The organism is Pseudochrobactrum kiredjianiae (genome assembly GCF_030362795.1).
GTDB lineage: Bacteria > Pseudomonadota > Alphaproteobacteria > Rhizobiales > Rhizobiaceae > Pseudochrobactrum > Pseudochrobactrum kiredjianiae.
Genome location: NZ_JAUCBM010000007.1, coordinates 38,685 through 60,345, shown reverse-complemented (window position 1 = coordinate 60,345; position 21,661 = coordinate 38,685). Strand labels below are relative to the sequence as shown.

Here is a 21,661-nt window from a genome sequence, read left to right as displayed (position 1 = left end):
TATAACAGAGCAGAAAATAACGGGGAACACTATGATCGACAAGCTGGAATATTTTATTGCGCTTGCGCGGGAAAAGCACTTCGGCAAAGCTGCAGAAGATTGCGGTATTACCCAGCCGACATTATCCGCCGGTATTCGCCAGCTTGAAGATAGTCTGGGCGTTATGCTGGTGCAGCGCGGTTCGCGCTTTCAGGGGCTGACACCGGAAGGCCAGCGCGTTCTGGAATGGGCGCGGCGCATTGTCGGTGATGCACGCACGATGAAAGAAGAGATGCGGGCGGCGCGTTTCGGCCTTGGCGGACATATCCGTATTGCAGCAATTCCCACCGCGCTGGCTATGGTCTCTCAACTGACAACGCCTTTTCGTGAAAAGCATCCGGATGTGACTTTTACCGTCATTTCCCGCACCTCTGTTGAAGTGCTGGCGGCGCTAGACAATTTCGATATTGATGCCGGAATCAGCTATCTGGACAATGAGCCGCTTGGCAAAGTGACCGCCGTGCCGATCTATCGTGAGAGCTATCAGCTGATTACATCGGTCGGCAGCCGGTTGTCGGAGCGTGAAAGTGTCACATGGGCGGAAGTGGGCGGTCTGCCGCTTTGCCTGCTGACAAGCGATATGCAGAACCGCCGCATTATCAATCAGCATCTGGCGCAGGCGGGTGTTACCGTGCAGCCGACATTGGAATCCAATTCGATGATTGTGCTGTTTTCGCATATTCGCACAGGTAAATGGGCAAGCATCATGCCACTTAATCTCTCGCAAATTCTAGGGTTTAGCGAGCCGATCCGCTCCATTCCGATTGTCGAACCGCAGGCCAGCCATAGTGTGGGGCTGATTGCTGCACAGCGTGAGCCGCATACGCCACTGATCGCGGCACTGTTGCATGAAGCCCGTGCTTTATCCCGTCTTATGCTGCCGCTGGTTTAATAGATTATTTCTATCGATCAACGGTTTTAGCCTATTGAATTTAAACCGCAGCTTTGATCTGTTCTAATGTGGGGAACAGAAAACATGACAATTGCGGGAGACTTTGACGGTATGTCAGGCTCAAATTCAGTTAATACCAGGAATACAGGTCTTACGCACAAGCGTTCAGCCAACAATGACATTACTGCACGAACGATAGAGATTATCAATGAGTATAAGGCTGTCGAAGGCCCGTTGCTTCCTGTTTTGCATGCCATACAGGAAGAGTTTGGTTACGTACCGGCGGAAACGCTGACGCTGATTGCCGAGGCGCTGAACCTTTCGCGTGCGGAAGTGCATGGCGTTATGACTTTCTATCACGATTTTAGGGCATCGCCTGCCGGTCGCCATGTGATCCGGTTGTGCCGCGCCGAGGCTTGCCAGTCCATGGATGGCGACCGCGTGGCAGAAGCGGTGCAAAAACTGCTCGGTATCGGCTGGGGTGAAACAACCGGAGACGGTAAAATCATGCTTGAGGCGGTTTATTGTCTTGGTCTGTGTGCCTGTGCGCCTGCGGCGCAAGTGGATGACCGGTTGATCGGTCGCCTCAGTGAGCACAAAGCAGAGCAGATGATCGCGGAGGCACGGGCATGAGTGTAACGATTTATGTGCCTTGTGATGCTGCCGCTCTGGCGCTTGGTGCAGATCAGGTTGCCGATGCGATTGCCGGTGAAGCTGTCAAGCGCAGTCTGGATATCAAGCTGGTGCGCAATGGCTCCCGTGGTATGGTCTGGCTGGAGCCGCTGGTTGAAGTGGCAACAGACAAAGGTCGTGTGGCCTATGGCCCTGTGGAGGTGTCTGATGTGGCCTCGCTGTTCGACAACGGATTGCTTGAGGGCAAAGACCACCCGCTATCGCTGGGACTGACAGAAGAAATTCCGTTTCTCAAAAAACAAACCCGCCTGACTTTTGCCCGTTGCGGTGTGACCGATCCTTTGTCGCTGGAAGATTATCGCGCCCATGATGGGTTGAAAGGTCTGCAAAATGCAGTCGCGATGCAGCCTGCGGATATTGTGGCGCAGGTCACGGATTCCGGCCTGCGCGGTCGTGGTGGCGCTGGTTTCCCGACCGGCATCAAATGGAAAACCGTTCACGATACCCAAAGCCCGCGTAAATATATTGTCTGTAATGCGGACGAGGGCGACAGCGGTACTTTTGCCGACCGTATGATTATGGAAGGTGATCCTTTCGTTCTCATCGAAGGGATGGCGATTGCCGGTATCGCAGTGGGTGCCACCAAAGGCTATCTTTATACGCGCTCGGAATATCCGCATGCGATTGCGATGATGGAACAGGCTGTTGAAATTGCCCGCAAAGCAGGGGTGCTTGGTGCTTCGGTACTTGGCTCACGTTTTGCTTTTGATATGGAAGTGCGCACCGGTGCCGGTGCCTATGTCTGTGGTGAAGAAACCGCTCTGCTGGAAAGCCTTGAAGGTAAACGAGGACTGGTTCGTGCCAAGCCGCCATTGCCCGCGCATAAAGGCCTGTTTGGCAAGCCGACTGTGATTAATAACGTGATCTCGCTGGCCTCTGTTCCGGTGATTATGGATAAGGGTGCTGCCTATTACCGTGATTTTGGTATGGGGCGTTCCCGTGGTACAATTCCGTTGCAAATTGCCGGTAATGTGAAATATGGCGGGTTGTTTGAAACGGCTTTCGGTCTGACGCTGGGCGAGATTGTCGATGATATCGGCGGCGGTACCGCAACCGGTCGTCCGGTTAAGGCAGTGCAGGTCGGCGGACCGCTGGGTGCTTATTTCCCGCGCGCATTATTCGATACACCGTTTGATTATGAAGCCTTTGCTGCCAAAGATGGTCTGATCGGTCATGCCGGTCTGGTGGTCTTTGATGATCGGGCAGATATGCTGAAACAGGCGCGGTTCGCGATGGAATTCTGCGCCATTGAATCCTGCGGAAAATGCACCCCATGCCGCATCGGCTCGACACGCGGTGTTGAAGTGATCGACAGAATTGCAGCGGGTGTAGAAACCGATACGCAGATCGAAATTCTGACAGATCTTTGCCAGACTATGAAGTTCGGCTCCCTTTGTGCGCTTGGCGGCTTTGCCCCTTATCCGGTGATGAGTGCCCTGACGCATTTTGAAGAAGATTTTCGCCCGCGTCCTGAAAGTCAGCCTTTCGTGCAGGCAGCGGAATAGGAGTGACAGAAGATGAGCTTAATTAAAGAAATCGATTACGGCACACCTGTTTCACGTTCTGAAAAAATGGTGACCCTGACCATCGATGGCAATCAGGTGACCGTGCCGGAAGGCACCTCGATCATGCGGGCTTCGATGGAAGCCGGCATTGCCATTCCGAAACTTTGCGCCACCGATATGGTGGATGCATTTGGCTCCTGCCGTTTGTGTCTGGTGGAAATTGAAGGCCGCAACGGTACGCCGTCTTCCTGCACCACGCCGGTGATGGAAGGTCAGGTGGTTCATACCCAGACCGGTCGCCTGAAATCTTTACGCAAAGGCGTGATGGAGCTTTACATCTCCGATCACCCGCTGGATTGTCTGACCTGCGCTGCTAATGGCGATTGTGAATTGCAGGATATGGCCGGTGCTGTGGGTCTGCGCGATGTGCGTTACGGTCAGGACGGCTTGAACCACGTGTTCAAGCAAGGTCGCAATGACGGTGCACTGAATGCGAAATGGATGCCGAAAGACGAGAGCAATCCGTATTTCACCTATGATCCGTCTAAATGTATTGTCTGCTCACGCTGTGTCCGCGCCTGCGAAGAAGTGCAGGGCACTTTTGCGCTGACCATTGAGGGGCGTGGTTTCAATTCCCGTGTCTCTCCGGGGATGCATGAGAGCTTCTTAGGCTCGGAATGTGTGTCTTGCGGTGCCTGTGTACAGGCTTGCCCGACAGCAACGCTGATGGAAAAATCGGTGATCGAAATCGGTCAGCCGGAACATTCCAAAGTCACGACCTGCGCTTATTGCGGTGTCGGTTGCTCCTTCAAAGCGGAAATGCGCGGTGAAGAACTGGTGCGCATGGTGCCGTATAAAGACGGTAAGGCCAATCGCGGTCATTCCTGCGTTAAAGGCCGCTTTGCTTATGGATACGCCCATCACAAAGACCGTATTCTCAAGCCGATGATCCGTGAAAAGATCACCGATCCGTGGCGCGAAGTGTCATGGGAAGAAGCCTATGGCCGTGTGGCCAGCGAGTTTAAACGCTTGCAGACCCAGTACGGGCGCAATTCCATCGGGGGTATTACCTCGTCACGCTGCACCAATGAAGAAACCTTCCTTGTGCAGAAACTGATCCGCGCCGGTTTCGGTAATAACAATGTTGATACCTGTGCGCGTGTCTGCCATTCGCCGACCGGCTATGGTCTGAACCAGACTTTCGGTACCTCTGCGGGGACGCAGGATTTTGACAGTGTTGAACATACTGATGTGGTGATGGTGATCGGTGCCAACCCGACCGACGGCCATCCGGTGTTCGGCTCACGTCTGCGTAAGCGTTTGCGTCAGGGTGCCAAGCTGATTGTGATTGATCCGCGCCGTATTGATCTGGTGCGCTCACCGCATATTGAGGCGGCACATCATCTGGCACTGCGTCCTGGTACCAACGTGGCAATCATGACGGCGCTGGCGCATGTGATTGTAACAGAAGGCCTGCAGGATGATGCCTTCATCCGCGAGCGTTGTGAGAATGAAGAGTTCCGCGATTGGGTGGAATTTGTCTCCCAGCCGCAATACAGCCCTGAGGCTGTGGAGCTGCTGACCGGTGTTCCGGCACAAGAAGTGCGCGGCGCTGCTCGCCTGTTTGCAACCGGCGGCAATGGTGCAATCTATTATGGTCTTGGCGTGACAGAGCATAGTCAGGGTTCCACTACTGTGATGGCGATTGCCAATCTTGCAATGGTCACCGGTAATATTGGCCGCAAGGGCGTGGGTGTGAACCCGCTGCGTGGTCAGAACAACGTGCAGGGCTCTTGCGATATGGGCTCTTTCCCGCATGAATTGCCGGGCTATCGCCATATTTCCGATCCTGCAACCCGCGAGATTTATGAAAACATCTGGGGCGTGATCCTGCAGGATGAGCCGGGTCTGCGTATTCCGAATATGCTGGATGCAGCGGTGGAAGGCACCTTCAAGGGTATCTATATTCAGGGTGAGGATATTCTGCAGTCTGATCCGGATACCCGCCATGTGGCTGCCGGTCTGGAAGCTATGGAATGTGTGGTGGTGCAGGACTTGTTCCTCAATGAGACCGCCAATTTCGCCCATGTTTTCCTGCCGGGTTCGACCTTCCTCGAAAAAGACGGCACATTCACCAATGCGGAACGCCGTATCAACCGCGTGCGCAAGGTGATGACACCAACCAACGGCTATGCTGACTGGGAAGTGACACAGAACCTTGCCCGTGCGATGGGGCTGAACTGGAACTATACGCATCCGTCGCAGATCATGGACGAAATTGCCATGACTACGCCGACCTTTGCCAATGTGTCCTATGAACTGCTGGAACGTGAAGGTTCCGTGCAGTGGCCATGTAATGCCAAAGCGCCGCTTGGCACGCCGGTGATGCATATTGACCATTTCGTGCGCGGCAAAGGTAAATTCATGCGCACCGAATATGTGGCAACGGATGAGCGCTCAGGCCCGCGCTTCCCGCTGCTGCTCACCACAGGGCGTATCTTGTCGCAATATAACGTGGGCGCACAGACCCGCCGTACTGAGAATGTCGCATGGCATGCGGAAGACCGTTTGGAAATCCATCCGCATGATGCGGAAGTGCGTGGTTTGCGTGACGGTGACTGGGTGAAAATTACCAGCCGTGCCGGTGAAACAACCCTGCGGGCGCTGGTCACAGATCGTGTGACAACGGGTGTGGTCTATACGACCTTCCACCACCCGACCACACAGGCCAATGTGGTGACCACCGATTTCTCGGACTGGGCGACCAACTGTCCGGAATATAAGGTGACTGCGGTGCAGATCAGCGCCTCCAACGGCCCGACACAATGGCAGCAGGAATATCGCGAACATTCCGAAGCCAGCCGCCTTATTAAAACAGCTTTGGATACGGTGAGTTAAGCTATGAGTGAACATACTTATCGCAGCCGTATTCCAATGATGGCATCGCAGATTGCCACATTTTTTAGTTCGCAGACGCAGATTGATCAGGCGGCGGGTGTTGCCAAACATATCAATTTGTTCTGGGAGCCGCGTATGCGGTCGCAATTATTTGATTTGATTGATGCAGGCGGAGAGGGGTTGCATCCTCTGGTTATTGAAGCGGCACCGCTGATTAAACGCCCAAATGCATGAGAAAACGCAGCCGGATACAGTTTTGTGTCCGGCTGTTTGATTTAGAGCATAAATACATTTCACTACGATAATTGAGGGATGCTCACGGGAGATGAGCAGGCTGCGGCGCGTCCGCAGAAGGGAGGACTATGTTATGAGTGCAACAGATCAGACACTGGGCGGTTTGAGCGGGCCTGGGATTCTCGACCGCGAGCGGATTATCGCCAGACCCGGATTTAACCGCTGGCTGGTGCCACCGGCGGCGCTGGCGATCCATCTATGTATAGGTATGGCTTATGGTTTCAGCGTGTTTTGGCTGCCGCTCAGCCGTGCGCTGACCGGTGATGCAGCAGGTGCCTGTACCGATATGAGCCTGCTGACCGCCTTGTTTACTACAAGCTGTAACTGGCGCGTGGCTGATCTCGGCTGGATTTATACGCTGTTCTTTGTATTACTTGGCTGTTCTGCCGCGATTTGGGGCGGTTGGCTGGAACGCGTGGGACCGCGTAAAGCCGGTTTTGTGTCAGCACTTTGCTGGTGCGGCGGTATGGTGATTGCCGCGATCGGCGTGATGACCCATCAATTATGGCTGATGTGGGTTGGTGCCGGTTTCATTGGCGGCATCGGTCTTGGTCTTGGCTATATTTCACCGGTTTCCACATTGATTAAATGGTTCCCTGATCGTCGCGGCATGGCGACCGGCATGGCGATTATGGGGTTTGGTGGCGGCGCGATGATTGGTGCGCCACTGGCTGATCTGCTGATGGAGCACTTCAAAACACCGGACACAATCGGCGTCTGGCAGACATTTCTGGTAATGGCTGCCGGATATTTCGTCTTCATGATGGGTGGTGCCTTTGGCTACCGTATTCCGCCAGCAGGCTGGAAGCCGGAAGGCTGGGTGGCACCGCAGGCTAAGAAAGCGATGATTACCAGCCGTCATGTGCATTTGCGTGATGCGCACAAGACCCCGCAATTCTGGCTGATCTGGGCAGTGCTGTGCCTGAACGTCTCTGCCGGTATTGGTGTGATCGGTATGGCATCACCAATGTTGCAGGAGATTTTCGGCGGTCGTCTGATCGGTGAGGCAGGGCTGACCTTCACAGAACTGAGCACAGAGCAGAAGGCTGCAATTGCTGCGATTGCAGCTGGTTTTACCGGACTGATCTCGCTGTTTAATATTGGCGGGCGCTTCGCATGGGCTTCTTTGTCTGATCGTCTTGGCCGTAAGGCGACTTATTTTACCTTCTTCGCTCTCGGCATTGTGCTCTACACTTTACTACCGACTGCTGCGCATATGGGATCGGTCACGCTGTTTGTGGTGATGGTCTGTATCATCCTGTCAATGTATGGTGGTGGCTTTGCAACCGTTCCTGCCTATCTGGCGGATATTTTCGGCACGCAATTTGTTGGTGCTATCCACGGACGTTTGCTGACGGCTTGGGCAACGGCGGGGATCGTGGGGCCGGTCGTGGTGAATTATATCCGTGAGTTCCAGATTGCTGCGGGTGTGCCGCGCGCGCAGGTCTATGATTATACAATGTATATTCTGGCCGGTATGCTGGCACTGGGTCTGATTGCGAATTTCTTCATCAAACCGCTGGGCGATAAGTGGTTTATGTCGGATGCAGAAGTTGCCAAACTTCAGGCCGCAGTCAAAGCTGAAGCGACAGGGCCGAGCGGTTCCTTCGGTATCGGCACAGGCGGGCTGGATGCCAAAGCTGCTCTTGCATGGGCTGCTGTGGGTATCCCGATTATCTGGGGTGTGTGGACAACTTTTGAGAAATCTCTGATCCTGTTTCGTTAAACGAGAGGGGGGCAGTCTGATTAAAAACTCCGGCAGCAATGCCGGAGTTTTTTATTTCCCCATAAAAATCAAAGACTTTCCCCAGATGGAACACTGTTGAAAACGACGATTTCCGGCAGTTTGATACAGTGAATGATAAAACTATTCCGTTTTGGTATAGGTAGTCGGAAATTGCATTGGCCTTGAAAGCTGTTCACTGCCTATAAATTTCATGTCTGAGAATTTTAAAATAAATGCCGCAAAGAGGCAAAATAATTCAGACGCAAGAGTGGGTAATGGAGTGCTGTTTGCAACAAACAGCAGCAGGAGGACAGGCCGTGGCAGAACTACGTCAGGCACGAGACAGCTTTCGTCTGAAAGTTAGCGATATTCATGAAATTGCGGTTTATGATTACGGTAATCCGGATGGCATTCCGGCTGTGTTTTTGCATGGCGGACCAGGCGCTGGTGTATCGGCCAAGCAGGTTGCCAGCTTCGATCTTGATACCTATCGCGTCATTACTTTCGATCAGCGCGGTGCCGGACAATCGACCCCTGTTGCAGAATTGCGCGAAAATACCACGCAGCATCTGATTGAAGATATTGAACTTATCCGTGAGCATTTCGGCATTGAGCGCTGGTTGGTGACCGGCGGTTCGTGGGGTTCCTGCCTGTCACTGGCCTATGGTCAGGCACATCCAGAGCGCTGCCTCGGTTTCCGCATTCACGGGATTTTCCTTGGTGATCGCGAGGACAGTGACTGGTGGTTCCACGGTTCCAGAACGATTTTTCCTGATTACTGGCAGGAATTTGCAGAATTTGTGCCGGAGGATGAACACGGCGACTTGCTGAAAGCTTATTACAAACGGCTGACCTGCGGTGATCCGGCGGTGGAGCATGCTGCGGCGCAGAGCCTGCGCGGTTTTTCTGCCCGCACACAGACATTGGAGCCGAGCGCAGAGCATGTCTCGACCTTGTTGCAGAGTGATGCGGCTTTGGCAGTCTCGCGCATTTTCACGCATTATTGCATGAATGGCGCCTTTATGCCTGCCAATGCACTGCTGGATAATCTTGATCGTATCCGCCATCTGCCGGCAGAAATTGTGCAGGGGCGTTATGATACCGTGACCCCGATGGTAACAGCATGGAAGCTGAAAACCGCATGGCCGGAAGCCAATTTCACCATTGTTACTTTGTCTAATCATCAGTCGACAACCGGCCCGATGGCTGGTGCTCTTGCGGATGCCTCTGCGCGTCTGGCAAAAGCAGTCAGCGTTTGAAAAGCGCATCATTGTAATTGAAAATAACGGGCAGCTTCATGTTTGATACACTGAAATCCGATCCTACCGCAGTTCAGATGTCCTCCTATACGGATATCCGCAAAGCCGTAAAACCGGCCATCTCACCGGATGGCGAATTGCTGGCATTTTTGAGCGATGCAAGCGGCACCGCACAGGTCTGGATCAAGCCTTTGGCCGGTGGCGAAGCGAAGCAGCTGACCAATCTGCCGGAACCTGTCGGCACATTGTCTTTTAACCCGAAAAGCCGCGATCTGCTGATCAGCACCGATTGGGGTGGTGATGAGCGTCATCAGTTCTGGCTGATCGAAAATGCGGAAGGCGAACCGCGTAAGCTGACCAGTGACGCAACTGTGGTGCATGGCTGGGGCTGCTGGTCGCCGGATGGCACACAGATTGCCTATTCCGCCAATTACCGTGATCGCACGCACATGGATCTCTATGTGATGACGGTCGCGACAGGTGAAACCAAATGTGTCTATCAGGGCACCGGCTGGCGTACACCGGCAGCTTTCACACCGGATGGTACAGCACTGCTGGTCAATGACTGTACCCGTGCCATGACGGATCAGAATTTCTGCCGTCTGGATCTGGCAAGTGGCGCTTATGAAGATATACTGCCGCATCAGGGACGCGCTTCCTATCAGGCTGCAAAATTCCTCAAAGACGGTTCCGGCATTCTGCTGATTTCCGATCAGGGGCGTGATTATTCCAGCGTGATGTTCAAAGCCCATGACAGCAATGAACTTGTTGAAATTGCCGGTTTTGAAAAACAAGATGTGGAAGCTCTGGCCATTGCACCGGATCAGCAGAGCGTGGCACTAGTTCTCAACCGTCAGGGTTGGAATGAGATTGTCATCATTGACCGACAGGGCAAAGTGCAGAAATCTCTGCCGACGCCGATGCCGTTTGTAATTGCATCTGTGGCATGGACACAGGATGGTGCGGCACTGGTGATGCCTGCGGAAGGTGCGGCAACATCCGGTGATATCTGGCGTTGTGAAGTGGCTACAGGCACCTATAGCCGTCTGACCGATGCACCAAAAGCGGCAACCGCTTTGCCGGACTTTATTGAGCCGACTGTTACCAGTGTTGCGAGCTTTGACGGGCTGGATGTTCCTTACTTCGTCTATCAGCCGACAGTTGCTGCGCCTGCAAGCGGTTATCCGGTGATGATTATCGTTCATGGCGGCCCTGAAGCCCAGTGGAAGCCTGATTTCCGCGCCGATATTCAATATATGCTGGCACGCGGCATCATGGTGATTGCGCCGAATATTCGCGGCAGCACCGGTTATGGCCGTCCTTATCAGCATCTGGATGACCGCGAATTGCGCATGGACAGCGTGGCTGATCTTAAAGCCGTGCGTCTGGCCGTGGGTAATCGTGCAGATGTTGATGACAGCCGTATCGGCGTGTTTGGCCGTTCCTATGGCGGTTTCATGGTGCTGGCTGCTCTCACTGAATATCCGGATTTGTGGAAACTCGGTGTGGAATATTACGGCATCGCCAATTTCCTGACGCTGATGGAGACCACCGGCCCGTGGCGCAAAGTGCTGCGTGAGGTGGAATATGGCGATGTGGCAATGATGAAAGATGCGCTGGAACGCTTCTCGCCAATACACAAAATGGCCGAAGTACAGGCACCGCTGATGGTGGTGCACGGGCTGGAAGATCCGCGCGTAACGCCATGCGAGAGCGAAATGGTTTATTCCTGCCTGCGTGGCTTGGGCAAGCCGGTGGAAATTCTGCGTATTGCGCATGAAGGCCATGGTTTTGCGCGCATTGAAAATCGCCACACAGTGTTTGATGCGCTGGGACGTTTCATCGACGAAAACCTGTAAAGACAACACGGTTTCAGGGGCGGGTGGAGGCTCGCTCCTGAAATCTCTTTGAGTTTTACGCATTTTCCTACGCAAAACCGCTTCACATTTTTGCTGGAAATGCTTTGAAAATATTATGTAATTTGGGAGGAACACCATGAAAAATGGTGAGGTGATCTGGGATCTGGTTGACGCGAAAAAGCGTGAGTTCGAAGAACTCAGTGACCGCGTCTGGGGTATGCCGGAAATTGCCTATACGGAATATAAATCCTGTGCCGAGCATACACAGATGCTGCGCGATCAGGGTTTTAAAGTTACGGAAAATGTGGCTGGTATACCGACTGCCGTGATCGGTGAAGCCGGTGAAGGCGGGCCTCTTATCGCTATTCTCGGTGAATATGATGCATTGCCGGGTCTAAGCCAAGAAGCAGGTATTGCTGAACCGCGTCCGATACCGGGTACAGGTCCCAATGCTGGTAGTGGCCATGGCTGTGGCCATAATATGCTGGGTTCTGCAGCACTTCTCGCAGCAACGGCTGTGAAAGACTGGCTGGAACAGAACGGTAAAAAAGGCCGTGTACGTTATTACGGTTGCCCTGCGGAAGAGGGCGGCGCTGCCAAGGCTTTCATGGTGCGCGCCGGTGCTTTTGACGATGTAGATATTGCCATTTCATGGCATCCGGCATCGTTTACACAAGTGGATGATGCACAGTCGCTGGCCAATACCCGTATGGACTTCGAATTTACCGGTCGTGCATCGCATGCCGCTGCTGCCCCGCATCTTGGCCGTTCCGCTCTCGATGCAGTTGAGCTGATGAGCGTTGGTTGCAACTATCTGCGCGAGCATATTCCTGCTGATTGCCGTCTGCATTATGCCTATCTCAATGCCGGAGGTATTGCGCCGAACGTAGTGCAGGCTAAAGCCAAAGTACGTTATGCAATCCGTGCCACCGATCTGCCGGGCATGTTCTCGCTCAATGAGCGTGTGAAAAAAGTAGCGCAGGGCGCTGCAATGATGACCGAAACCACAGTCGATATTTCGATCATGAGTGCTGTGTCCAATCTGCTCGGCAATACGCCGCTGGAAATCGCCATGCATTCCAATATGGAGCGTCTTGGTGGCGTGCCGTTTGATGATGCTGACCGTGCTTTTGCGGCTAAAATTCAGACAACCTTGTCAGCGGAAGATATCGAAACCGATTACCTGCGTGTTGGTCAGCCTTTCGCTGAAAATGCACCGCTTTGCGATTATGTGCTGCCGCGTGAACAAAAAGGCGTGCCGATGATCGGTTCTACCGATCTGGGCGATGTCAGCTGGGCGGTGCCGACCGTGCAGGCGCGTGTTGCCACCCATGCGATCGGCTCGCCTGGTCATTCATGGCAGATCACTGCGCAGGGTAAAATGCCTGCCGCGCATAAAGGTATGGTTTATGCGGCTAAAGTTATGGCCGGAACCGCGCTGGACGTAATGCAGGATGAGAGCATTCTCAATGCTGCTAAGGCCGATCATCAGGCGCGTATGGCAAAAACGCCTTACACCTGTCCGATCCCGCCTGAGGTTAATCCTCCGCTGCAGCCGCGCCCTGCTGAGTAAAATGGCTGAGTAAAATCAATCGGCATGGCGGTGATCTGCCGCCATGTCCTTTATCAACGCAAATAATGATAAACAGGGGATAAAGATGAAGACCAATACATTTTTGAATCGCAGTTCTGCATTGGCATTGCTTGCCGGTACTGCCGCTATGGCTGGTGCAACATTTGCATCGGAAGCTGCCTCACCGCCAAACGCGCTGGTGATGGCATGGAATATTGATGCGATCAGCACATTCGATCCGGCACAGATGGGTGAGGTGGTGAGCAATGAAATCATCCAGAACACCTGTGACCCGCTGGTTGATTTTGACCCGAAAGATGAAACCAAAATTCTGCCGCGTATGGCAAAAAGCTGGGATGTTTCAGAAGACGGCCTGCAGATCACTTTCCATCTGCGCGATGATCTTAAATTTGACAATGGCGAAAAAGCCACTGCCGGTGATCTGGCATGGTCGTTGCAGCGCGTTGTGAAGCTGGGCTTCGGTAATGCTGCGACACTGACAGAATATGGTTTTGTCAAAGAGAATGTTGATACTGCGATTACAGCGCCGGATGACAAGACTGTCGTCTTTAAGCTTGATAAGCCGTATCCGGTTAATCTTATTCTTTCGGCGATTGCTGCAAACCGTGTTGCCTCTTTGCTTAATCAAAAAGTACTGATGGCCAATCAGGTCGAAGGCGACATGGGCAACAAATATCTGGCCACCCGTACCGACTGTGTGGGCCCTTATAAGCTGATGCGCTGGAACCCTGCGGAAGTGGTGTTGCTGCAAGCGAGTGATAATTACTGGGGTGAAGCACCGAAGCTGAAACAGGTTCTGATCCGTCACGTGTCAGAAGCCGGTACACAGCGTCTGCTGTTGGAAAAAGGCGATATTGATATTGCCCGTGATCTGACACCGGAAGATCTGAAAGATCTGGAAGCACAGGATAAAGTTGCCGTTTCACGCGCTTTGAAACCGACATTGTTCTATTGGAACTTCAATAATGCTGATCCGATTTTCAACAATGAAAAAGTGCGTCTCGCTATGCGCTATCTCATTGATTATGACGGTCTGGCAAAGACAGTGATGCACAATGTCGGTGTGCCGCGTGCAAGCTTTGTGCAGCTTGGTGCTTTCGGTGCGCTGGATGAAAAAGAAGGCCAGCCATTCACACTTGATGTCGAGAAAGCTAAGGCGATTTTGGCTGAAGCCGGTCATCCGGATGGTTTTGAAACCACCATGTTTATCGGCACTGCGCCATATGCTGCCCCGATTGCCCAGAGTATTCAGGATGCTGCGGCCAAAGCCGGTGTGAAAATCAAAATTGAACGTATGGCCAATGCCCAGCTGTTCAGCCGTATCCGTGGCCGTGAATTCCAGACATCCCTGATGGGCTGGGCGACAGGCGTGCCGGATGCCCATGGCAATGCCTCACGTCAGATTTTCAATCCGGATAATCGCATGGAAGCCAAGCAGACCATGTATCCGAGCTGGCGCGCGGGCTATTTTGATGAAGCTGTAAACAAGGAAGTTGATGCTGCCTTGTTTGAAAAAGATGAAGCCAAACGTGCCGAGCTTTATCACGCGCTCCAGAAAGAGATGATGGAAAAAGGCCCGCAGGCCTATATGTTCCAGATCTATAATGTTGCCGGTCTTAACAAGGGTATCAGCAACTGGGAGTGGAACGGTTTCCGCACCTATTATGATACAGCAGCTAAATAACTGACATTGAGAGACCTGCCGCTTGTATTGCAGCGGCAGGTAACTTCCGGAATTTATATTCCGGCTTTCAGTCAGAGTTTGCAGCATATCCCCGATTTGTGAACAGCTTTTTGCTGACAGCAGAGTGCTGCAAACTCTCCTTTTCCCGATATTGACGGAAACATTGCCATGACGACGCCCGAAACTTTGGAAGATACGGAGTTTGAAAATGAGATCTATCATGATCCTCATCCCGTGCTTCTCTTTCTCGCCGCCGCCGCACGCCTGATCATTTCCGTGGCGATTACGCTGCTCGGTCTGGTCACGCTGACTTTTTTCATCAGCCGTCTTTTGCCGCTTGATCCGGTAATCGCGATGCTGGGGGATAATATCTCTCAGGAAGCCTATGATACGATGTATCGTAAGCTTGGTCTCGATCAGCCGCTGATCGTGCAATACGGGCTTTATATTAAAAATGCCGTGATGTTTGATTTCGGCAATGCGCTCACTTCCGGCAGACCCGTGCTGGAAGATATCGGTCGTGTGTTTCCGGCCACCATCGAACTGGCAACCGTTGCGATTATCATCGGTACCGGCCTTGGTATTCCGCTTGGCGTGTTCTCGGCAATGTATCGCAATTCGCCGCTGGATCATCTGGTGCGTATGCTTAGCCTGCTCGGTTATTCCACACCGAATTTCTGGCTCGGTTTGATGGCTCTGCTGGTTTTCTATGCCGGTCTTGGCTGGATTGGCGGCCCGGGGCGTATTGATTTTATTCATGAGTTCTCTGTTGAGCCGACAACCGGGTTCCTGTTGCTCGATAGCGCGATGCAGGGGCAGTGGGAAGCATTCGGCAATGCTTTCAGCCATATCATCATGCCTGCGCTCATTCTGGCTTTCGGCTCTATGGCCTATATCAGCCGCATGACCCGTGGTTTCATGATCGAGCAGCTCAATCAGGAATATATCATCACTGCCCGCGTGAAAGGCTTGTCATGGTCGCGCACCGTCTGGGGACATGCATTCCGCAATGTCGCCGTGCAGGTGGTGACGGTTGTGGCGCTGTCCTATGCGTTCCTGCTCGAAGGTGCCGTGCTGACTGAAACCGTGTTCGCGTGGCCGGGCTTTGGCCGCTATCTCACCAATGCGCTGATGGCCGGTGATATGAATGCTGTGGTCGGCTGTACGCTGATCGTGGGTATTCTCTTCGTTGTCATCAATCTGATCAGTGATCTGCTTTACCGCGTCTTTGATCCGCGTACACGATAGGTGCTTTTATGACTGATACTTCCAATTCCGCACCTAACACCTTGTCATTCCGTGAATGGCTGCGTGCGCCGGTGCCTTCGTCCGCCCTTCAGGCCAATGTGCAGCAATTGCGCCGCTCATGGCTGAAGCTCCTGACCAATACATCCGCCGTTTTTGGCCTGTTCGTCATTTTGCTGCTGATCGGTATTGCGCTGTTTGCACCATTGATCGCAACACATGATATAGGTGCCAATAATCTGGCGAACCGTTTGCAGGCACCCTCATGGGCGCATTATTTCGGCACCGATGAGCTGGGGCGCGATATTTTCAGCCGTCTGGTCTATGGTTCACGGATTACGCTGTATATCGTGACGCTGACGGCCATTATCGCTGCGCCAATCGGCCTGATTGTCGGCACCACAGCCGGTTATATGGGCGGCTGGGTTGATACGGCACTGATGCGTATTGTTGATATTTTCCTCGCTTTTCCGAGCCTTGTGCTGGCGCTGTCTTTTGCTGCGGCGCTCGGACCCGGCATTGAGAATGCGGTGATTGCTATTTCGCTGGCTGCATGGCCGCCGATTGCCCGTTTGGCGCGTGCGGAAACCCTGACCATCCGCTCGTCCGACTATGTGGCAGCCATCCGCTTGCAGGGTGCCTCCACCATGCGCGTGATCTGGCACCACGTTGTGCCGATGTGTATCCCGTCCGTGGTGATCCGCATTACTCTCAATATGTCGTCGATCATTCTCACAGCCGCCGGCCTTGGCTTTCTCGGTCTTGGTGCGCAGCCGCCAAGCCCTGAATGGGGTGCGATGCTCTCCAGCGGACGTGAATTTATGATGACCTCGTGGTGGCTCGCAGCCATGCCGGGTTGTGCCATTCTGCTCGCCAGCCTTGCCTTCAACCTGTTTGGTGATGGTCTGCGCGATGTGCTTGACCCGCGTAACGGATAAGAGGAACGGATAAATCAAATGACCAAACCTCTGTTAGAAGTTGAAGACCTGTGGGTGTCCTTTCCGGGTGTTGACCGCTCAATCGATGTGGTGCGTGGCATCAGCTTTTCCATCGGGCGCGAGAAAGTCGGTATTGTAGGCGAGAGCGGTTCCGGTAAATCCATGACCGGCCGCTCAATCCTCAAACTGACGCCGAAAGCTGCGCAGATCAGAGCGAAAAAGATGCAATTCGGCGATGTTGATTTGCTGGGTGCCAGCGAGCGCCAGATGCGCTCGGTTCGTGGCAATAAAATCTCGATGATTTTGCAGGATCCGAAATATTCGCTCAATCCGCTGATCCGTATCGGTGACCAGATTATGGAAGCCTACCGGCTGCATCATCGGGTGAATAAGCAGGAAGCCCGCCAGCGCACACTGACCATGCTGGAAGCTGTGCATATTCGTGATGCGGAGCGTGTGATGAACCTGTTCCCGCATGAGATTTCCGGCGGCATGGGGCAGCGCGTGATGATCGCAATGATGCTGATCCCTGAGCCGGATATGATTATTGCCGATGAGCCGACCTCTGCGCTGGACGTCACGGTACGCCGTCAGGTGCTGACCGTGCTGGATGAACTGGTGAGCCGTTCCGGTACCGGACTGATGTTTATCAGCCACGATCTCAATCTGGTGGCGGACTTCTGTGATCGTGTGCTGGTGATGTATGCCGGTCGTATTATGGAAGACCTGCCTGCTAAAGAACTGCACAAAGCGCAGCATCCCTATACGCAGGCTCTGCTTGCCAGCCTGCCGCGTCTCGACCAGCCGGTGGATATGCTGAAAGTGCCGGAGCGTGATCCGAGCTGGCTGTCAGGCGCGACCCTCAGCGGAGGTCAGAAATAATGGCGGATATTATGAATGAAAAGACTAAGCCGCTGGTTGATGTGTCCGACCTGTCTGTCAGCTTCGGCAAAGGGCGCAAGCGCTCGACAGTGGTCAAAAAAGCCCGCTTTCATATTGCCCGTGGTGAGGCCTATGGTCTGATCGGGGAATCCGGTTGCGGTAAATCCACAATCCTGCGTGCGCTGGCTGGCCTGATCCCGCATTATACCGGCAATTTCAGTTTCGACGGTACATTGCTGTCCGGCGAGCGGGACAAGTCGTTCTTCCGTCGTGTGCAGATGGTGTTTCAGGACCCTTATGCCTCGCTGCATCCGCGCAAGATGGTGCATAAAGTGCTGGCGGAATCTCTGACCATTCACGGTATGGATCGCAAAGAAGAGCGTATCCGCGATGTGTTGACGGCTGTCGGTCTGGGGCCGAGTTTCATGTATCGCTATCCGCATGAATTGTCGGGCGGTCAGCGTCAGCGTGTGGCGATTGCCCGTGCCTTGATTATTGAGCCGGAAGTGCTGTTGCTGGACGAGCCGACTTCGGCGCTGGACGTTTCTGTTCAGGCGGAAATTCTCAATCTGCTCAAAACCCTGCGTCGTGAGCGTGGTCTGACCTATCTGATGGTCAGCCATGATCTGGCAGTGGTTGCGCATATCTGCGAGCGCGTCGGTGTGATGCATAAAGGCATTATTCTGGAGGAACTGACGGCAGACGATCTGCGCCAGTCCCGTGCCAGTGCGCCTTATACGCAGGAATTTTTGCAGGCCAGTGTTGAGGCCGTGGCGCATAGTTAAATCAGGATTAGAATGGGGGGTATAATCATGAGTTATCAGCATGCGGTCAATCCGGCGGCAGAATGGGAGCGGGTACAAAATCCTGCGCAATCCGGCTGGTCTGAAGCAGGGTTGCAGGCAGTTGAAGCTTGTGCTGAGGGACAGGAAACGGATGCTCTGATGATCGTGCAGAGCGGCAAGATCATCTATACCTATGGCGATATTACCCATAAATATCTCTGCCATTCGATCCGCAAAAGCATTCTTGCGGCTTTGATGGGGCAGGATGTGGCGGATGGTACGATTGATCTGAGCCTGACGCTTGAACAACTCGGCATCGACGATATTGACGGTTTGAGCGAAGTTGAAAAACAGGCAACAATCTATGATCTGCTGACGGCACGTTCCGGTATTTATCATGCGGCAGGGTATGAAACGCCGTGGATGCGCATGATTAAAGAGAAGCGCCATTCCCATGCACCGGGCACCTTCTGGTGCTATAATAACTGGGATTTCAATGCACTGGGTACAATCTTTGAACAGCTGACCGGTAAGACCGTGCATCAGGCTTTTGAAGAGCGCATTGCCAAGCCACTGCAGTTTGAAGACTTTTCGCTCACCGGTGATAAGCCGGATGGCTGGCATGACCGTTTCACCGAGAGCCGTCATGCGGCCTATCCGTTCCGCCTGTCGACCCGCGATTTGGCGCGTTTTAGCCAGCTATACTTACGTCATGGCCGATGGAACGGTGAAGACGTGCTGCCAAAAGGCTGGGCACAGGAATGTGTGATGCCTTATTCGGATGCGGGAGCGCGCGGTGCCTATGGCTATATGTGGTGGCTGGAGCGGGATGGCGTGTTCTTCCCCGGTGTTGTGACGCCAAAAGGCACTTATGCGGGTTTTGGTGCAGGCGGGCATTTTTGCATTACCATTCCGGCGCTGGATATGGTGATTGTGCATCGGGTGGATACGGATATTGCCGGTCGTCAGCTTAACCGGCACAAATTCGGCCGCTTGCTGAAACTGATCTTCGACGCATTTCAGGGGTGAGGGAAATGCGGGAGGAGGAAATGACGGTTGCCGGAGCGATTGCGCAGATTTGCGCGAGGCCGGTCACCAGTGCAAAAGCGCGTCAGCTGGCGCGTGATGCGATTATCGATACGCTGGCTTGTATGGTCGCCGGTCGTGAGGATATCAGCACCAAAACAGTGTTTACGGCTTTTGCCCAAACCGGCAGTGCGGGAGAGGCGCTGCTGGTTATCGGCGAAACATCAAGCCCGATTGTGGCAGCACTTGTGAATGGTACTGCCGCTCATGCTCTGGATTATGATGACAACTTCCTGCCGGGCATGAGCCATGCTTCGGCTGTGATTGTTCCGGCAATGCTGGCCGTTGCGGATTTTGACAAAACATCCGGTGCGCAACTGGTTGATGCCTATCTGGCGGGTCTTCAGGCACAGGCGCTGATTGGCGATGGCGTCGGGCAGGCGCATTATACTGCCGGATGGCATGGCACCTCAACTATCGGCAGTATCGGAACAGCGGTTGCGGTTGCGCATGTGCTGGAGTTGGATGAAGAGGCAACAGCACGGGCAATCACCATTGCGGTCAGCTATGCATCCGGCACCAAAGGCCAGTTTGGTACGTTGATCAAACCGTTTCATGCCGGTATGGCTGCGCGCAATGCGGTGGAGGCAGCATTGTTGGCGAAGGCGGGCATGCAAGCGCGGCCTGATATTCTGGAAGGTGCGCAGGGTTTTCATAACCTGTTTGCCGGAGATCAACGCCGTGGCTGGAAAATCGATGCTATGGCCGAGGCTGCCGGACATATCATTGAAACCGCAGGGGTGATGCCGAAGAAACATCCGTGCTGTGGTTCAACGCATCTGATTGTCGACGGTTTACTGGATCTGATGCGCGAGCACGCGTTCACGGCAGAGGATGTGGAGAGTGTCGAGGCGCTGGTCGGTATCGCCAATTACCGCAATTTGACCTATCCCCAGCCGGTTGATGAAATGCAGGCGCGCTTTTCCATGCAGTATTGTGTGGCACGGGCATTGCGGGCAGGACATTTGAGCCTTGCCGATTTCACTCCGCAGGCTGTGCAGCGCTATGCGGATGATCCGCTGTTATCCTGCGTGACAATGCTGAGTTACAGCGCTGATGAAGAACGGGTTACTCAGGATAAGCTGCCGCATATTGCGACTGTAAAACTTTATGACGGGCGGGTGCTGACAGCATCCCGCAATTATGCCGTTGGCAGTTTGCAGGAACCGTTCACTGATGCTGACCGTTTCGAGAAGTTCATGGATTGCTGTGGTACATTGAACAATGCTGACAGTATTTATGAAAGCCTTCTGGCATTGGATGATGCAAAAGACTTAAAAGCACTGAAATTAATGTTCAGCTCTGCCACCAGTTAATATCTTTGGCGGCGAGCGTTGTTGCACGTCGCCAGAAACGCTCGGCATAATCAGTGCGGAAGCGCTGCGAGCGATAGACGCGGATTTCCACATCCAGATCATAATCTTCATCACCCGCTCTGACGAGAATGCCGCGTTTCCATTCATCCGGCATCAGGCTCTGCGGAATCCACGCGACACCCTGACCGGAAACCGCCATGGCTTTCAGGCCGACAGCCATACCGTTTTCATAGACCATATTGAGGTTCAGGCCGCGGGTTTCGACAAGCGGATCGAGGACCTGTGCAAAGAATGTGGTGCCACGATAGCGCAGATATTCGGTTGGTAATGGACCGTTTTTTAAGCGGTGTATTGGCTGCCCTGCGGCATCGGCTGCGCTAACCGGAATGACCTTTTCATGCCCGAGCGACAGATAAGGGAAGTTCTTCAGATCATCCATCTGGCTGACGAAGGGGTGAGAATAGGTCAGCAGAAAATCACAATTCCCATTGAGCAGTGTTGAAACATTGCCAAGGAATGACGGATGCGGATCGGAAAAGCGGGTGCGGAAATTATCGCCGTTTTTTTCAATCTGCGCCATTAGTGCCGGAAAGAAAGTCAGCGAGAGGGTGTTGAGTGTCGCAAAGGACAGCACTTCCATCATTGGCGTATAACGCGCACTCAACTCATCTCTCGCGTGGGTGAGAAGACCTACGGCGTCATGGGCGCGGGCGAGAAAGCTTTGTCCGGCCAGTGTCAGGCGGATCGGATAGGTAGAACGATCAACCAGCGGTACGCCGACCCAGACCTCAAGCTGTTTGATCCTGCGGGAAAGCGCGGATTGCGTGACATGCCGCTCATTCGCCGCACGGGAAAAATTCAGATGTTGTGAGAGGCAGAGAAAATCTTCGAGCCACTTCAATTCCATAAAAATATTCCGCAATAGCAATTCAAATGTTTGACAGGCTTATTTCTTCCTTAGAATAA

At 53.5% G+C, this 21,661-nt stretch carries 17 protein-coding genes; 16 read left to right on the top strand and 1 reads right to left on the bottom strand.

Features of this window, described 5'->3' with window-relative positions:
• Positions 1-31 precede the first annotated feature (31 nt).
• From QUF18_RS14060 to QUF18_RS13985, 16 genes are all read left to right on the top strand, one after another.
• A complete protein-coding gene (locus QUF18_RS14060) occupies positions 32-931 on the top strand; it encodes a LysR family transcriptional regulator (RefSeq protein ID WP_289387868.1) in 900 nt (299 codons plus the stop codon).
• Between the two features lie 111 nt (positions 932-1,042).
• The gene (locus QUF18_RS14055) at positions 1,043-1,564 is read left to right on the top strand and encodes a formate dehydrogenase subunit gamma (RefSeq protein ID WP_289387948.1); all 522 of its coding nucleotides are present in this window, start codon (positions 1,043-1,045) and stop codon (positions 1,562-1,564) included.
• Complete coding sequence (locus QUF18_RS14050) at positions 1,561-3,129, top strand: formate dehydrogenase beta subunit (RefSeq protein ID WP_289387867.1); 1,569 nt, start codon at positions 1,561-1,563, stop codon at positions 3,127-3,129. The genes QUF18_RS14055 and QUF18_RS14050 overlap by 4 nt, the downstream gene beginning before the upstream one ends.
• 12 nt (positions 3,130-3,141) lie before the next feature.
• Positions 3,142-6,027 carry a formate dehydrogenase subunit alpha gene (fdhF, locus tag QUF18_RS14045; RefSeq protein ID WP_289387866.1) on the top strand — a complete coding sequence of 962 codons (2,886 nt, stop codon included), beginning with the start codon at positions 3,142-3,144 and terminating at the stop codon, positions 6,025-6,027.
• A 3-nt stretch (positions 6,028-6,030) separates the two neighbouring features.
• Positions 6,031-6,261 carry a formate dehydrogenase subunit delta gene (locus QUF18_RS14040; RefSeq protein ID WP_289387865.1) on the top strand — a complete coding sequence of 77 codons (231 nt, stop codon included), beginning with the start codon at positions 6,031-6,033 and terminating at the stop codon, positions 6,259-6,261.
• Between the two features lie 133 nt (positions 6,262-6,394).
• Positions 6,395-8,047: an OFA family MFS transporter gene (locus tag QUF18_RS14035; RefSeq protein ID WP_289387864.1), complete on the top strand. Its 1,653-nt coding sequence runs from the start codon at positions 6,395-6,397 to the stop codon at positions 8,045-8,047.
• Between the two features lie 317 nt (positions 8,048-8,364).
• Positions 8,365-9,306 (top strand): prolyl aminopeptidase, encoded by a 942-nt coding sequence (gene pip, locus QUF18_RS14030; protein ID WP_289387863.1) that lies wholly within the window; start codon positions 8,365-8,367, stop codon positions 9,304-9,306.
• 38 nt (positions 9,307-9,344) lie between these two features.
• Positions 9,345-11,165 carry a S9 family peptidase gene (locus tag QUF18_RS14025; RefSeq protein ID WP_289387862.1) on the top strand — a complete coding sequence of 607 codons (1,821 nt, stop codon included), beginning with the start codon at positions 9,345-9,347 and terminating at the stop codon, positions 11,163-11,165.
• A gap of 136 nt (positions 11,166-11,301) precedes the next feature.
• Positions 11,302-12,738, top strand: a complete 1,437-nt coding sequence (locus QUF18_RS14020) for a M20 family metallopeptidase (protein ID WP_289387861.1) — start codon at positions 11,302-11,304, stop codon at positions 12,736-12,738.
• Positions 12,739-12,823: 85 nt separating this feature from the next.
• A complete protein-coding gene (locus QUF18_RS14015; RefSeq protein WP_289387860.1) occupies positions 12,824-14,443 on the top strand; it encodes an ABC transporter substrate-binding protein in 1,620 nt (539 codons plus the stop codon).
• A 168-nt stretch (positions 14,444-14,611) separates the two neighbouring features.
• Positions 14,612-15,691, top strand: coding sequence for an ABC transporter permease (locus QUF18_RS14010; protein ID WP_289387859.1), 1,080 nt, complete (start codon positions 14,612-14,614; stop codon positions 15,689-15,691).
• An 8-nt stretch (positions 15,692-15,699) separates the two neighbouring features.
• Complete coding sequence (gene nikC, locus QUF18_RS14005) at positions 15,700-16,626, top strand: nickel transporter permease (RefSeq protein ID WP_289387858.1); 927 nt, start codon at positions 15,700-15,702, stop codon at positions 16,624-16,626.
• Between the two features lie 18 nt (positions 16,627-16,644).
• Positions 16,645-17,508, top strand: a complete 864-nt coding sequence (locus QUF18_RS14000) for an ABC transporter ATP-binding protein (RefSeq protein ID WP_289387857.1) — start codon at positions 16,645-16,647, stop codon at positions 17,506-17,508.
• The gene (locus tag QUF18_RS13995; protein ID WP_289387856.1) at positions 17,508-18,293 is read left to right on the top strand and encodes an ABC transporter ATP-binding protein; all 786 of its coding nucleotides are present in this window, start codon (positions 17,508-17,510) and stop codon (positions 18,291-18,293) included. The genes QUF18_RS14000 and QUF18_RS13995 overlap by 1 nt, the downstream gene beginning before the upstream one ends.
• A 27-nt stretch (positions 18,294-18,320) precedes the next feature.
• Positions 18,321-19,322, top strand: coding sequence for a serine hydrolase domain-containing protein (locus tag QUF18_RS13990; RefSeq protein ID WP_289387855.1), 1,002 nt, complete (start codon positions 18,321-18,323; stop codon positions 19,320-19,322).
• Between the two features lie 20 nt (positions 19,323-19,342).
• Positions 19,343-20,695: an MmgE/PrpD family protein gene (locus QUF18_RS13985; protein ID WP_289387854.1), complete on the top strand. Its 1,353-nt coding sequence runs from the start codon at positions 19,343-19,345 to the stop codon at positions 20,693-20,695.
• Here the strand turns inward: QUF18_RS13985 and QUF18_RS13980 are convergent.
• The gene (locus QUF18_RS13980; protein WP_289387853.1) at positions 20,676-21,602 is read right to left on the bottom strand and encodes a LysR family transcriptional regulator; all 927 of its coding nucleotides are present in this window, start codon (positions 21,600-21,602) and stop codon (positions 20,676-20,678) included. The genes QUF18_RS13985 and QUF18_RS13980 overlap by 20 nt on opposite strands.
• Positions 21,603-21,661 lie beyond the last annotated feature (59 nt).